General features: G+C 36.4%; 13 protein-coding genes. 9 read left to right on the forward strand and 4 right to left on the reverse strand.

The features are described 5' to 3' along the window. Positions 1-169: 169 nt before the first annotated feature. The 3 genes from RCG17_RS20570 (at position 170) to purU (ending at position 5525) form a co-directional block, all read left to right on the forward strand. Entirely contained in the window at positions 170-1597 is a 1428-nt protein-coding gene (locus tag RCG17_RS20570) for a cadherin-like beta sandwich domain-containing protein (protein WP_308171937.1), read from the forward strand. A 176-nt stretch (positions 1598-1773) separates the two neighbouring features. Beyond that, on the forward strand, positions 1774-4536 hold the full coding sequence (gene ppc, locus RCG17_RS20575) for a phosphoenolpyruvate carboxylase (protein ID WP_308171938.1): 2763 nt from the start codon (positions 1774-1776) through the stop codon (positions 4534-4536). An 89-nt stretch (positions 4537-4625) separates the two neighbouring features. Further along, the gene (gene purU / locus RCG17_RS20580) at positions 4626-5525 is read left to right on the forward strand and encodes a formyltetrahydrofolate deformylase (protein ID WP_308171939.1); all 900 of its coding nucleotides are present in this window, start codon (positions 4626-4628) and stop codon (positions 5523-5525) included. A 44-nt stretch (positions 5526-5569) separates the two neighbouring features. On the opposite strand, the gene RCG17_RS20585 is transcribed toward purU, so the two are convergent. Then, on the reverse strand, positions 5570-6337 hold the full coding sequence (locus RCG17_RS20585; RefSeq protein WP_308175900.1) for an IclR family transcriptional regulator: 768 nt from the start codon (positions 6335-6337) through the stop codon (positions 5570-5572). Positions 6338-6560: 223 nt separating this feature from the next. Here RCG17_RS20585 and RCG17_RS20590 point away from each other — a divergent pair, with 223 nt between their 5' ends. Then, positions 6561-7577, forward strand: coding sequence for a PfkB family carbohydrate kinase (locus tag RCG17_RS20590; protein ID WP_308171940.1), 1017 nt, complete (start codon positions 6561-6563; stop codon positions 7575-7577). Positions 7578-7861: 284 nt separating this feature from the next. Next, positions 7862-9034 (forward strand): C40 family peptidase, encoded by a 1173-nt coding sequence (locus tag RCG17_RS20595; protein ID WP_308171941.1) that lies wholly within the window; start codon positions 7862-7864, stop codon positions 9032-9034. A 127-nt stretch (positions 9035-9161) separates the two neighbouring features. Here RCG17_RS20595 and RCG17_RS20600 read toward each other — a convergent pair whose 3' ends face one another. Continuing rightward, positions 9162-9581 (reverse strand): GtrA family protein, encoded by a 420-nt coding sequence (locus RCG17_RS20600; protein WP_308171942.1) that lies wholly within the window; start codon positions 9579-9581, stop codon positions 9162-9164. 4 nt (positions 9582-9585) lie between these two features. Next, positions 9586-10584 (reverse strand): glycosyltransferase family 2 protein, encoded by a 999-nt coding sequence (locus RCG17_RS20605; protein WP_308171943.1) that lies wholly within the window; start codon positions 10582-10584, stop codon positions 9586-9588. A gap of 248 nt (positions 10585-10832) precedes the next feature. Between RCG17_RS20605 and RCG17_RS20610 the strand changes: the two genes are divergently transcribed. Genes RCG17_RS20610 through RCG17_RS20620 form a run of 3 tightly spaced genes read left to right on the forward strand, consistent with a single transcriptional unit; the run spans position 10833 to position 12796 of the window. After that, on the forward strand, positions 10833-11705 hold the full coding sequence (locus RCG17_RS20610) for an MGDG synthase family glycosyltransferase (protein ID WP_308171944.1): 873 nt from the start codon (positions 10833-10835) through the stop codon (positions 11703-11705). Then, a complete protein-coding gene (locus RCG17_RS20615) occupies positions 11702-12058 on the forward strand; it encodes a hypothetical protein (RefSeq protein ID WP_308171945.1) in 357 nt (118 codons plus the stop codon). Before RCG17_RS20610 ends, RCG17_RS20615 begins: the two co-directional genes overlap by 4 nt. 36 nt (positions 12059-12094) lie before the next feature. Then, complete coding sequence (locus tag RCG17_RS20620) at positions 12095-12796, forward strand: polysaccharide deacetylase family protein (protein ID WP_308171946.1); 702 nt, start codon at positions 12095-12097, stop codon at positions 12794-12796. A 54-nt stretch (positions 12797-12850) separates the two neighbouring features. On the opposite strand, the gene RCG17_RS20625 is transcribed toward RCG17_RS20620, so the two are convergent. Further along, entirely contained in the window at positions 12851-14137 is a 1287-nt protein-coding gene (locus RCG17_RS20625; protein WP_308171947.1) for a VTT domain-containing protein, read from the reverse strand. A 204-nt stretch (positions 14138-14341) separates the two neighbouring features. On the opposite strand from RCG17_RS20625, the gene RCG17_RS20630 reads away from it, so the two are divergent. Next, positions 14342-15610, forward strand: coding sequence for an ATP-binding protein (locus RCG17_RS20630; RefSeq protein ID WP_308175901.1), 1269 nt, complete (start codon positions 14342-14344; stop codon positions 15608-15610). The last annotated feature ends 255 nt before the right edge of the window (positions 15611-15865 follow it).

A 15865-nucleotide genomic window follows, 5' to 3' on the forward strand; every position in this document is an offset into this window, starting at 1 on the left:
TTAACACGATTAACAGTTTAACCTTTTTTAGTAAAAAAACAACGACAAAATTATTAAAAATTTATTAAAAAAATTTCAAATGTTAGATGGTACAAATTTTAAGAAAAAGTTAAGCAAGTTTTGTTATCCTATAACCAATTTCGATTGATATGAAATGGGGTAGGTTGTGATGCTAAAAAAAGTTTCAATTGGCAAGGGCGTCAGCATAGTTTTAGTTATTTCAATGTTTGGAATGGGAGCGCCCTCCTTACCTTCTGTGTATGCCTCTGATAATACCGCTCAAGTGTCAGACCAAAATGAACAGATGGCACCCGTGAATGTGTTATCAAATCTGGAAATAGAGGGAACCACATTAGACCAGACATTTTTGCCAAACCTTTATAACTATACAGCTACAGTTGAAAATAATGTTCAAAGTATAACATTGCTTGCTAGTAGTGTGGATGAAAATGCTAAAATCACAATCACTAATGGACAAACAGTCGAAGATCCTTCGAAACCGATTCCATTGCAAACTGGGGATAATCAAATTGCCATTAAGGTAGATGATTCGGTAAATACAGCTAATACTTATAAAATAACAATAACGAGAAAGAAAAGCAGTAACAACCTTCTCCAAGACCTTCAGTTGTCTAATGGGGAGCTTTCACCTAAATTTGATGCAGCTGTGCCATCGTATTCTGTCCAAGTTGCCAATAATGTGAATGAAATTACAGTATCACCAGTTGCTGCTGAAAATACGGCTAGTATTCTTGTAAATGATACCCCTGCAACGGATAAAGGAGTTTCTGTCCAGCTTTCCGCTGATAAAACAGAAATTACGATTGTTGTAACTGCTGAAAATGGTGATAAGAAAACCTATTCAATGGTGGTTACGAAAGCAAGTGCTGTTTCTGCTGGATCAAGTTCGTCAAACTCATCAACAGGATCTGCTGGTAATAATCGTCCATCTAATTTGAGCACTGCTGGTTTATCTCAAAGTTCTAATCGAACTGCTGGTTTTTCACAAAGTTCTAATCGAAGTGCTGGTTCTTTCAGTTTAAGGAATACCAGCAGTTCACAAATGCAAGGCTCACAGCAGGGAGGAACTGCTGCTCAACAACCTAGTAAGGCAACATTATCAACTCTGTCAGTTACTAAAGGCACATGGAATAAAACATTTTCGAAGGATACCTATACGTACCATATCGCAGTAGATAATGAAACGGATTCAGTCACAATCAGTCCAGCAGCTACCTATAGCGGGGCTACGGTAACCATTCAAGGTGGTTCAACAAATACGATTTCATTAGGAAATCAAAAGAAAACCATTGTTCCTATCGTTGTGACAAATGGTAGTGAGCACAAGACATACATTCTTGTTTTTGATAAGGATGTACCGGATGCTATTGCAACATCGGCGGCTAGTCCAGCAGTTAGCAGCACTGACAATACTGCAACAGATACATCTATTAAAAACACTTCTGTCACTTCAGGTACAAATAATTGGACTAGTAGAAACAATAACAACAATAACAACAATAATAATAATAATGGCTCTACCTCGTTTTGGAGTAGTTTGATCGATAGTATCCGCTCATTTTTTAGTAAGTTGTAATTTAATATTATAGTAAGGAAGCAACCTGCTATTCGCAGGTTTTTTCTATATGACCAGTTTATCTGAGAAGAAATATTGTAATATAATAATTTTTCAGCATTTTCTTTTTAAATTTTATGAATTATGTGTTATATTAATAAGAAATTTTATTATTATTTAGAAGGGAAGGTGTAACAGTGGCAGTAGAGGCAAAAATAAATGACAGCAGTCTTCCTTTGCGCCGAGATGTCAAATTGCTTGGCGAGATTCTTGGTGAAATTCTTATCAACCAAGGTGGAATCGACCTTTTTAACAAAGTAGAAAAGATTCGACTCATGTGTATATCGCTTCGAAATCAGTATACAGATGAAACTTACAAGACTTTAAAAGAAGAAATAGCAAGTATGAGTTCACCAATGAGAAAACAGGTTATTCGTGCATTTTCTACCTACTTTCATCTCATTAATGTGGCAGAGTTAAATCATCGGATCCGCCGCAGACGAGAGTATCAGCTTCAAGAAAACAATTCTCGTCAACCGGGATCTATTGAAAGTGCCGTTCTTTCATTAAAAGAAAACCATGTAACGGAGGACGTAATCCAAAAAGTTTTAAATGCACTTTCACTTGAGCTTATTATTACTGCGCATCCTACAGAAGCAACGAAACGCTCTGTCCTGGAAATTCAAAAACGGATTGCTAACATTTTGAAGGTTCTTGATAATCCAATATTAACGAAAGTAGAACGAAAAAATCTTCAGGAAGATTTATATAACGAAATCACCATTCTATGGCAGACGGATGAATTGCGGCACAATAAACCGACTGTCCTTGATGAAGTTCGAAATGGTTTGTATTACTTTGATCAAACACTTTTTGAGGTTTTGCCAGAAATCCATCAGGAAGTTGTGGATTGTCTTGATTATTATTATCCTGACACTCAATGGAATGTACCAAACTTCCTACGTTTCGGATCATGGATTGGCGGTGACCGGGATGGAAATCCAAATGTGACGCCAGAGGTGACATGGGAAACTCTTGATAAACAACGCAGACTGGTATTGAAAAAATATCGGAATGTTTTAGTTGAATTGATGAGACGCTACAGCCATGCAACGACAAGGGTGGATGTTAGTGAGGAGCTTCTTCAATCATTAGAGCAGGAAGAGTCCAAGTTTTTACCTGAAGACAAAAGATGGCCAGTTGTAACCGAGGTTTATCGTCGTAAATTTGCGATTATCAATGAACGTTTAAAACAAGTTGGAAAATCTGATGTTGGGTACAAAAGTGCTGAAGAATTATTAGAAGATTTATTGATGGTTAACAGAAGTTTAAGTAAACATCATCGAACAGCCCATGAACTAAAAGCGATCAAAAAATTAATCCGCCAAGTTCAGCTTTTTGGCTTCCACTTAGCAACATTAGACATTAGAAACCACAGTGGAGAGCATGAGACGGCGATTGCTGAAATTTTAAGGAAGGTTCGGATTGCTGACAATTATGCACAACTTGCTGAAGACGAGAAAGTGGCAATCTTACAGGAGATTTTACAGGATCCTCGTCCAGTACTTTTATTAAATGAGGATTATTCTGCTGAAACCCAAAAAATCATTAACGTATTTCATATGATTAAAAAAGCACATGATGAGTTCGGCAAACGCTCCATTTCGGTTTATCTAATCAGTATGACGAAATCAGTCAGTGACCTCTTGGAAGTACTAGTTTTAGCAAAAGAAGCAGGGATTAACCGACTTCATGCCGATGGAACAATCGAAAGTAATATCAATATTGCCCCATTACTGGAAACAATTGATGATTTAACTGCAGGCCCAAAAATTATGGAGATTTTGTTTAAAATGCCTGTTTATCGGAACCATTTAAAAAATATGGGCGATCAGCAGGAAATTATGCTTGGTTATTCCGATGGAAGCAAGGATGGCGGTACCCTTACAGCCAACTGGAAGCTTTATAAGGCGCAGCTTGAGATTCATGATATGGCTAAAAAATATCAAATTCGCCTCAAATTTTTCCATGGCCGCGGTGGATCTCTAGGCCGCGGGGGTGGGACACTGCGGCAAAGTATTTTATCCCAACCAGCTGAAACAGTTGGTGATGGTGTAAAAATCACTGAGCAGGGTGAAGTGTTATCTTCCCGTTATTTACTTGAGGATATTGCTTATCGCAGCTTAGAGCAGGCTACTTATACATTGTTAAAAACTTCTACAAAGGTTTCAACAGAATTGGAGCAAGGCAGTTTACTAGATGAATCATGGGAAAAGGCATTGGATGAAATTTCGAATGCCGCATTGAAAAAATATCAGTCACTTGTTTTCGAAGATCCAGACTTTTTGACTTATTTTAATGAAGCCACACCATTAAAAGAACTTGGCGATCTTAACATTGGTTCAAGACCAATGAGCCGGAAAAAACGTGGAAGATTTGAAGATTTAAGGGCCATTCCATGGGTTTTCGCTTGGACACAAAGCCGTCAGCTTATCCCTGCCTGGTATGCTGCGGGAACAGGTCTCTCAAGCTTTGCTGAAAAAGGAGAGCAACAGTTAAAAATCCTGCAGGAAATGTATGCAAAATGGCCGTTCTTCCGTTCAACCGTTGATAACCTGCAGATGGCGTTATTGAAAGCAGATATACCAACTGCTAAAGAATATACATCCCTTGTTGAAGATGAAAAAATAGCTCAGCGGATTTTTGCTAATATTTCCGAGGAGTACCAAAAAACGAAAGAGGTTCTTTTAGTCATATCTGGTGATCAAGAACTCCTCGATCACAAACCAAATATAAAGGAATCTGTATTCCGCAGAAACCCATATGTGGACCCATTAAATTTTCTTCAGGTTGAACTAATGAAAGAACTTAGGGAACTTGAAGAACCAAATGAAGATTTACTGACAGAGGTTTTGTTAACAATAAGCGGTATTGCAGCAGGGCTTAGAAATACAGGTTGATCATGATCTTTTAAGCTAGCTACTCACAGATAGCTAGCTTTTTTTACAAACAGGATGTACCAAAAGAATATAAATAGAGGAGAAATACTATGATCGGTTTTATGGAGGAACAGCTGGAAAAGTTTCAGGAACATTATCAAAATAGGGGCCGGCTGTTGATTAATTGTCCTGATGCACCTGGAATTGTTGCCGCCGTTTCTAAATTTTTATTCGAACAAGGGGCCAATATCATTGAATCAAGTCAATATTCTACCAATCCTCAGGGCGGGAATTTCTTTATTCGTATTGAGTTTGAGTGCCCTAATTTAAAGGCTAAAGCAGTAGAAATGGAGAATAGCTTTTTCGAAATTGCTCACACTTTTTCGATGGAATGGAGATTTACATATGTCTCTAAGATAAAGAAAACTGCTATTTTTGTTTCAAAAGAGCTTCATTGTTTAAGAGAACTATTATGGGCATGGCAAAGTGGTGATTTGCTGACGGATATTGGTCTTATTATTAGTAACCATGAGGATGCAAGGGCAGAAGCCAAAATTTTTAATATTCCTTTTTACCATATTGCAGCTAGCAAAGATAACAGGGCAAGTGCGGAGCAAAAACATTATGCTCTGTTGGAGGAATTTGATATTGATGTAATTGTTTTGGCACGATATATGCAAATTTTAACACCAGATTTTGTAAAAAGGTATCCGAATCGAATTATTAATATTCACCATTCATTCCTTCCAGCGTTTGTGGGGGCAAAACCTTATGAACGCGCCTATCATCGGGGAGTTAAACTGATTGGAGCCACTTCGCATTATGTAACGAATGATCTTGATGAAGGACCGATTATTGAACAAGACATCCATCGGGTCGATCATCGCGACAATGTTGAGGACTTAAAGAAAATTGGCCGTACTGTTGAACGGAATGTTCTGGGCCGTGCAGTTAAATGGCATTTAGAGGACCGTATCATCGTCCATGGCAATAAAACGATTGTATTTTAATAGACAAAAAAAACTATTCGGCAGAAGATACCGAATAGTTTTTTTCATAGATAGAGCAGTTCAGCTAAAATGGCTGCTTTACATTTTTGAACAGCTTTGATGGTGTTGTCTTTCGTTATATCGGTAAGCCTGTATTTTGGGGTGCTGACACTAATAGCACCAAAGTTTTTCCCGTCACTCGTTAAGGAAGCACCAACGCAGAAAACTTCTTCCTCATGTTCTCCATCATCAAACGCATATCCCAGGTTACGAACTTTATTGATTTCTTCCATGAATGCACTTTTAGTGGTAATGGTTTTAGTCGTTTTTTTTATAAGAAGATTTTTAGTCAAATAGTTTTTAATTTCATCATCTGAAGAATCTGCCAAAATCGCTTTACCCATTGCTGAACAATACAGAGGAATCCTTTTTCCTATTTGCGAATAGAGCATAATTGGGTTCGAACTATCAATTTTTGTAACATATACCACACTATCATTATCTAGAATGCCAAGATGAACAGTCTCACCCGTAATTTTTTGCAGTTCTTCCAAATGTGGCTGTGCAATTATTTTTATATCTAATTGGTTTAGTGCACTATTAGCAAATTTAATGAGCCCTGATCCTAATCTGAACTTTTTCGTTTCAAGGTCTTTTTGAACATAGCCAATCATAAGGAGGGTTTCCAATATTTTTAAGGCAGTAGGATTGGTAAGATTAGTAGCTTGTGCAATTTGATTTAATGCTTGTGGATGATTGCAGGAAGCAAGATAATCTAAAATTCGGTCCGCTTTTAATAGGACGGTTCCATATGGCTGCTTTTCCTTCTCCATCAATTAATTACCTCCAAGAATGACGTTTAAACATCTTAATGAATGAGAAAAATTTTATAACAAAGAATAGATAGATAGAAAAAATTTTGGCTATTGTATTCTAATTCCTATCTATATATAATGGAAATATAACTTTCTATATAATAAATATAATTTCTAAATAGGAAATAATCAACTGGAAATTAGAGTGGAATAAACAGAAATTATAGATAGAGGAGCCCAAATGATGAGGAAAATTATTACTTTTGGAGAAATTATGCTGCGATTTTCAACCCATGTTGGTCAAAGACTTTCACAAGCAAGCCTTATAAACATGCATTACGGCGGAGCAGAAGCTAATGTTGGCGTTGCACTTTCTCACTTTGGACATGAAGTGTTTTATGTCAGCAAGGTACCTGAAAACCAACTGGGAACCGCTGTTGAAAGTCATTTGAAATCACATGGTGTTCATACAAATTATCTTTTAAAAGGCGGAGAGCGATTAGGCACCTATTATGTAGAATCTGGTGCTGGACCAAGAAGTTCACAGGTTGTATATGATCGGGCGCATTCTAGCTTTTCACAGGCAGCAATCAAGGATTTCAATTTTGATGAAATTTTTTCTAATGCGAGTTTATTCCATGTATCAGGGATTACCGCTGCACTATCTCCAGCATTAAAAGAGCTGACATTGATTGCTTTAAAAAAGGCAAAAGAATACGGTGTGTTAACAAGCTTTGACTTTAATTATCGTGCAAAGCTATGGAGCCAAAAAGAAGCATCAGAGGCGATAAAGACACTCCTTCCTTACGCTGATATTTGCTCTTGCGGAGAATTAGATGCCATTTATTTACTAGGTATTGATAAGGCGGATGATTACCTAAGTAGAGCAGAAAAGCTTAAATATTATTATGCTAAAATACAAGAAATGTATCCAAATATTCAATATATGAGTTCTACTTTTAGAGAAGTCATTTCAACTTCAAATAATACACTGCAAGGCAATTTTTATACAGATGGTGAGCTTTATCAATCCAGTGTCTATCAAATTGACTCTATCATTGATCGTGTAGGCGGCGGGGATGCATTTGCATCAGGCGTTTTACACGGAATTATGGAAAAAATGCCGCCGCAAGAGCTAATTTCATTTGCAACTGCAGCATCTGTGTTAAAGCATACGGTTGAAGGGGATGCCAATATTTTTTCTGCAGACGAGATTGAAACATTTATGAAAAATGAACCTGGTAAAATTGTCCGATAATGTAAAATATGGAAAAAGACTAAATCAATTGATTTAGTCTTTTTTTATTTCTTTCAGAAAAAATTGAACAAAATGTTAAAAAAACAGGAAATTTGTACGTTGTAATGCAAATGTAATATTCCTATTACTTAAATGACAAATTACGATGTTATACTTCAGAAAACAGAGGAAAATGTCGTAAAATCTAGCTGTTTACCGCTGAGATTACATAAAAATGTCAAAATACGTCGAAAGCGAAACGCATAAGATGTACCAGTTTGGCAACGAGAAGGCAGGGAAATTTTGTGAAGAAAACACTAGCTGTATTAAGCACAACTGTGATGCTTGGATTAGGTAACGTTGTTGCAATCCCAGCAGTTAAAGCGGATACATTACAACAAAATATAGCAAAAGCAAATACAAATATTTCACAAGCAAAAGACGGGTTAGCCGCGGCTATTGAACAAATGAATCGTGTTAACACTGCTATTGCTGATAATAATAATAAAGTCGTAGATACACAGAATAAAATTTCTGAAAAAAATAATGAAATTAATCAGCTTCAAGGACAAATTACAGATCTTAAAGATAAAATGGAGAAACGAAACGAAATCTTAAAAAAGCGGGCTCAATCATTCCAAGAAGCTGGAACAACTGTAAATTATATTGATGTTGTGATGGGTGCTTCCAGTTTTAGAGATTTAGTTGATCGGGTTGGTGCAGTAGCACAATTGGTTGAAGCCGATAACAGCCTATTAACTCAACAACAAGCAGACAAGCAATCATTGGAAGAAAAACAAGCAACTGTACAGAAAACGCTTGATGATTTAAATGCGATGAAAACTGATTTAGACGGAATGCAGGCAGAACTTGCGGACCAAAAAGCCCAGCAAGCAGCGCAACAGGCGGCGTTCCAACAACAACAGCAAGATGGCAATAACCAACTAGCTGCTTTAATGGCACAGCAAGAACAAGCGGCTGCTGCACAAATCAATGCTGGAGTTAGTGAAGTAAAGCAAAATGCAGGATCAAGTAATAAGACTTCAAGTGTCAGTGCTCTTTCCGTCGCTCCGACCACCACAGCAGCAAGCGGCAGTTTAAGTACGGTGATCCAAGCAGGTTATAAATATATTGGTCATTCAGTTTACGTATTTGGCGGCGGCCGAACAGCATCTGATATTGCTAGAGGCTACTTTGATTGTTCTGGATTTGTTCATTGGGCATTTGCACAAGCTGGCATCGGCGTAGGTTCAAGTACCGACTCATTGTTAGGTGCCGGTTCACGAGTCTCTGCAAGTAACATACAGCCTGGTGATCTTGTATTCTTTAATACTTATAAAACCAATGGGCATGTTGGAATTTACATTGGCGGCGGTAACTTCATCGGTTCACAAAGTTCAACAGGAGTAGCAGTTGCTAATATGTCAGGCGGATATTGGGCACAACATTTTGCGGGTGTTGTTGTTCGGGTAAGATAAATATTTAATAGATTCATTAAGAGGGACCGACTAACTTGATCGGTCTCTTTATTTTTTTCCAAACATACATTAAATTAGCTGCACACAAAAGGGGAGCACCGATTATACGAATGCTCCCTTTTGGTACTTAATTTTGTTCTATTGCCTGTCTTTGTTTGAAAACAAATAGTCGTTGTCCTAAATAGTTCGTAATGGTGTAAATGCCTGTTCCAAACAATACTGCTGCATCAGCCGCATACTTTGTCCCCAAAAACGAAATCTTTGCAAATAAAAACAGAGCAATCTTTTCCCCAAGATAGTAGGAAATAAAATAACAAATTAAGATGACAATGGCAAATCGCAGCATGCTCGTACCTACTGCTGCATTACTTTTAAACGTAAAGCTTCTATTAAGAATATAGCTGACGCAAGCACCAATTACATTCCCGAGAAAGGTTGAAACCCAATATGAAAAGGAAAACCCATGAAGAAAAAGATACATGGATGATAATCCAACAATTGTGTTAACAACCCCTACTAATAGAAAGCGTACAAAGGAGTGATTCATTAATTTAACTTCTCCCTATATAATATGGTGTTTTCTTCGTATTGTTTTTTGGAGCTGAGTATAAATCAGTTTCGATTGAATAACGCGGGCGGCTTTTTGTCTCCTCATAGATTTTTCCTATATACTCACCAATTAGGCCGACACTTATTAACAATAATCCTCCAATAAACCAAATCGATATCATAATGGAGGTCCAGCCTGATTCAGTATGACCAAAAAGTTTAACCACTAAGGCATAGACTCCTGCAAAGCTGCTAAGGAAAAATGAAAGAATTCCTATCACTGTAATAAACCTAATTGGTACAACACTAAACGAGGTGATCCCATCAAAAGCAAAGGAAAGCATTTTTTTGAGTGGATATTTTGAAACTCCTGCAAATCTTTCTTTCCGATTATAATAAACCTTTGTTGTCTTTAGGCCTATTAATGGAACGATTCCACGTAAAAATAAGTTCCGCTCTTTGAAACGGCTCAATTCCTCTAAAGCACGCTTGCTTAATAAACGATAATCTGCGTGATTATAAACGGTATTGACACCCATTTTATCCATAAGGCGGTAAAATCCTTGTGCTGTTACACGTTTAAACAAGGTATCTGTATCCCTGCTATTTCTTACCCCATAAACAATATCAAAGCCTTCATTGTATTTTATCATAAAGTCGCGAATGACTGAAATATCATCCTGTAAATCAGCATCAATGGAGATGACACAATCCGATAGTTTTCCTGCGGTTTCCATTCCGGCAAGCAGGGCTTTTTGATGGCCGAAATTTCGGGAAAGCTTTAGGCCCGTAACAAACTTGTTTTTCTCAGTAAGTTCCTCAATCAGGGTCCATGTTTGGTCCTTGCTGCCATCATCGACAAAAAGAATTTTGCTTTCAGGTGAAGCCAGCTTTTCGCCGATTAGCGATGATAGTACATTGGTTAATTGTTGTGTTGTTTCAACAAGTACTTCTTCCTCATTGTAGGACGGTACAACGATTGTGAGTACTGGTAGTTTCATCTTTTTATTCCTCCTGTCAATGTCTTTTAAACATTATAAACCAGTTGGCTTAATTTTTATTTAACTTAAGAAAAGACAGTTAATGTGTGGAAATAGTTCGGTTCTTTTCTTTGGAAAAAGTGGTAATCGATATTTTGATGAACTTTTTCTTTGTTTTTACGTCTATTTACTTGAAGGCATGAGTATGAGTAAGAGGAATATGATTCCTTGATTTTTACAATGAATCGCTCATTGTGAGGGGATTAGAGATGGTAATGAATCGAAGAGAAAAAATTCTCATTTTAACAGGCAGTTTTGGGGAAGGTCATCAGCAGGCCGCAAAAGCCATTCAAGAGGCTGCTAAAATAAAATATCAGAATGTCGAAACCTCAGTAGTGGACTTTATGGCATGGGCATATCCCAATCTGTTTCCTATTAGTCATTTTGTTTATATCCAAGGGGTAAAAGCATTCCCTCAATTGTATGGCTTTTTCTATCAAAAAACCTATCAGCCAACTTATTTTTCAAAGAAGTTAAATAGAATGTTCTCGGTAGGAATCAAAAAGATGCTTAAACTTCTGCAGACCGAAAAGCCAACTGTTGTGGTGAGTACCTACCCGTTTTCATCAAGTATTTTTTCAAAGCTGAAAGAGTCTGGGCTTACGAATGTTCCATTAGTAACTGTGATTACAGATCATACCCATCATAGTTATTGGCTGCATCCTTGTACCGACCAATACATTGTCGGCTCTCTAGAAACGAAGCAAGAACTTATTCGACTTGGGATTCCAGCCGAAAGAATTGCTTCTACCGGAATTCCAATCCGAACTAAATTCTTAAGAAAATCGAACCGCACTGAGCTGATTCATCAATATCAATTGGAATCAAATCTTCCAACCGTATTGATCATGGGAGGTGGAGAAGGTCTAATTGGGAAGGAATTTTTAACAACTAAAGCACTTGAGAAAATTCCCTGTCGCCTCCAATTGATCATCTTATGTGGGAACAATCATAGATTACGCCGCCATTTGGAGAAAAACTTAATTCATTCAAAACATCATATTGTCATAAAGGGTTATACAGACAACGTTGAAGAGTTAATGGCGGTTTCTGACGTGATTGTAACTAAACCGGGGGTGTGACGACATCTGAAGCCATTGCAATGGAATTACCAATGTTGCTGATTAGGGCACTGCCTGGCCAGGAAGAAGATAATGCCAGATATTTAATCGAAGAAGGCATCGCTATTGAAGCTAGTCATCCTTCTGAATTGGCGGAGAAGTTAGTGGAAATGCTAGAAAATCAAGAAATGCTAAAGCAAATGAAAATACGTGCCGAAAACTTACAAACGAAAAGAGCAGCTTTTTCTGTTTTAGATATAATCCAGAGCAGGCTTTTGAAGAATCTTATCTTTATTGAGGATCAGGATACGATCCAAAAATTTAAAAAGTTAAGGTATATTGCTTACACGATTCTTTTTAGTTTATTCCAATAGCTTGATTTCCTAACTGTTGATTGGGGCGAAAAACTTGTGTATTTATTAATGTTTATTATTTTCATCGCAGTGATTTATACGATTATTCCCTTTATTTTATCACGATGGGTAGGATTGGGAGTATTAAAGAAGGCGGGAAAAGCGGCCGCTGGTCAAAACAATGTTGCCTTTACATTTGACGATGGACCAAGTCCCAAATATACCAATGAATTGCTTGATTTATTACAGCAGTATGAAGTAAAAGCAAGTTTTTTTGTAGTAGGGTCGGAGGCGGAAAAGTACCCGGGAATTATTCTCCGTATGCATAGGGAAGGCCATTTGATCGGTATTCATAATTATGTACATCGATCGAATTGGCTGATGACACCTTGGAGGGTACAACAAGATCTAGAAAAATCAGCAAACATTATTAAAGGGGTTACAGGAACGAAGCCAAAATTCTACCGGCCGCCATGGGGAATGTTAAATTTGTTTGATTTTTTTACACATAAGGATTATAAAATTATTCTTTGGTCTTTGATGGTAGGGGACTGGCGCAGCAAAGGAGGCAGTAAAAAAAGAGAGGAGGGCATCCTCAATGGTATAAAGCCCGGTGACATAATCCTTTTACATGACTCTGGAGAAACATGGGGGGCAAACAAGGATGCACCCCAATATACGATTGCGGCATTAAAAACGGTTTTTAGAGAACTATCCAAACGAGGATACATCTACAAACGCATTGATGAATTTTATTGAAAAAAAGGTCTGCTCCCTATCAATGATAGAGAATAGACCTTTTTTTAATGCTCTTTATTTCCTAAGGGATAATTTAATTAAATTTAACAATCTCGAAACTTCAACAATTAAGATAATAAAACTTACCCAGGCCCCTCCAAAAACATACCCTGCTACTACATCACTAGGAGATTGCAAATGAAGATAAACCCTTGCTGCAGCAACGGAAACTAGTAAGAGAATCGTTAAAGTGACGACAATCATGTTGATCCATGCCTTTTTGCAATGACGTACAATTGCATACATGAAAAAAACAAAAATCACAATGGAAATGAACGTTTGCTGGCTCGGAAATGTGTTTCCTAATTTATTACCTGTTATTTGACCAAATAATAAATTAAGTCCCTTTCCAAATAGCAGCGCCCCAATTATTCCAATTAAGTAGTATTGAACCTCTAAGAGTTTATTTTTTCCCATCGTGAAGATCCAGATTAATGTTATACATCCTGTGACAATTAATGATTTCCAAACGGTTAAATAATTTAGCTTGCCCATCAAGATCTTCCATGTATCATCAAACAAATAAAAAATAATCATGGATGTAATCGTATTAAATTGGTTGAATTCATTAGCAATAAAATCTTGAATAAGACCAATCATGAGACTAAATAACCCTATAAAAATAACACCAATGAAAAAGATTAAAATTTTTATCTTGAGAAAGCTATGGAATCTTTTAAATGTGTGTTCAAATAAAAGCAATAAATTATCAACAATTTTCTCCCTGTATGTCTTAATCAGAAAGTAAATCAAATAGACAATCGCGATCAGAATACATGCTATTAGGATGAAATTTTTTGACTCCGTGTGAAATTGCTCCCATTTGGGACCAAATATTTTTCCTAACGTAATGAATGTTCCTACCCATAGATAAACTCCAATGTATGCAAAGAATGCGTATCCTTTAAATGATACTCTTGTGATTCCGGAGAATAAACTTGTTAGGTGACGAACCCCAGGAATGAAGTAGGAAAATAGCAAAAGTCTTTTACCATACTTTTTATTCCATCTTGAAATTTTATCAATTTTGTCAGGTCCCATATGAAATTTGCTGCCATGTTTATAAAAAAATGGCGTTCCTAATTTATAACCAATCCAATACGATATCGTTACTCCAATGATTCCACCTAATCCCCCAAAAATAATAGTAGCGTATAAATTTAATTTTCCTTGAAAAACGAGATACCCAACATAACTCATCAATATTTCGTTGGGGATTGGAATAATGATTAGCTCAAGCATCAAGGAAAAGAATAGAACAATGTATCCATATTGGTCCAACAAATGGATCAAATAGTTCAAAACTCTCCATTCCCTTCTTAATCGATTTACTTTAAAAGACCTTACATAATTTAAAAATGTTCAAATAGTTTATTTATGATAAATAGGTCTATCGGATTAAACTTTTTTTGAAAAATTTGACGAAAATGTGACATTTTTAATAGAAGGTTCTATTGTTTAGATGTAAACTTTAAATATATTTAGAAAGGAGGAGTTGCATTGTTAATGATTCCCCCGTATATTGGTTTATGGTTATTGCAAATATTTTGTATTTTATTTCCAATGGTTATATACCAATCCTTTTTCCAAAAGAAAATAATGAAGAAAGTCCACCAAAAGGTCATTTTAAGTATTTTATGTGGAATTTCGATTATCATTTGCATGACCTTTCCGGTATCCATTAATAGCAATTATATTTTAGACTTTCGCTTTATTCCTTTAATTATCGCATTTATATTTGGAGGATATCGGGTCGGGGTTTTTCTCTCCCTAGTATTGATCACCTATCGCTTTTTCATTGGCGGCACCGGTTTTTATTTGGGAGGTTTATCGATGACAACCTTTTTTGTTGTCGCCTTTGGCTATATTTTACCGCGTTCAGAAAAATGGAATCTAATTTGGAAGAAATTTTATCCATATGTTTTGTTAACTTGTACGCTAATATTCTTTGCCTTAGGAACCCAATTTTTAGACGATTATTCATTTACTCGACAAGAAATCATTCTTTGGGCTTGGTTTTCGATCTTTAACTATATCACCTTTTGGATGATTATGTATCTTCAAAATACATTGAAAGAAATAGAAGATGTTTCGCAAAAAATGATTCAATTTGAGAAAAGCCATACGTTAAACCATTTACTTGTTTTTATCTCTCAACAATTATCTTCTCCATTAAGTAATGCGAAAGAAATGATCAGTCTTGTAAAAGAGGAACCATTAACATCACATCAAATGTTTTCTTTAAGAAAAATCGAATCCGAATTAAACCAAGCTGAACAGGGGTTAGAACAATATTTGTCTATTCTGGATGATAGTAAAGAAAAACAAATTGTATGGAGTTTTGTTGATGAATTAGAAAACATTGTTGAGTTAATGAAGTTGTATGCGAATGTACATCAGGTTGAACTTAAGTATAGTTCAACGTTAGAGGAAGATGTTTCGTTTAAAGGTGATCGGATCATGGTTCGTTTTGCCCTCATAAACCTTATAAAAAATGCTATCGAGGCATGTGATTCTAAAGGTCGGGTAAATATTTGTTTGCACGAGATGCTAAAAGAAATCTACATCGTTATTGAGGATAATGGAGTCGGGCTCCCGAATAGTGTACTGCCTCAGCTGGGAAAGCCACTTCCAACAGCGAAAGAAAATGGAACAGGTTTAGGACTTGTTTCAACCTATAAAATTGCTGAATCAATGGGTGGCAGGGTAGAAGTTGAGTCATCACCAAACGAGGGAACAACCTTTAGCCTGTATTTTCCCAAATGGGCTATTTAATGCAATCTGACGAATTAAAACGTTAACTTTATATTTTATGACTTTATTCAAAACCTGCAAAAAATGTGGGTTTTTTCTTTTTGGACAAAAAAGATGTGGAAGTTTTACATGTGAAAATCTAAGGAGGACTGCAATTTGGACGAGGACACTTTTAAGATGGGTATAGGCATCATAACTAAATTCAAGGTGTTTTTTTAGGATCTTTAATTAGATTTGTCCACACCAAAAAAACAGGAAATAAGATAAATGCCTATT

It is taken from the genome of Neobacillus sp. PS3-12, assembly GCF_030915385.1.
GTDB lineage: Bacteria > Bacillota > Bacilli > Bacillales > Cytobacillaceae > JAEVLT01.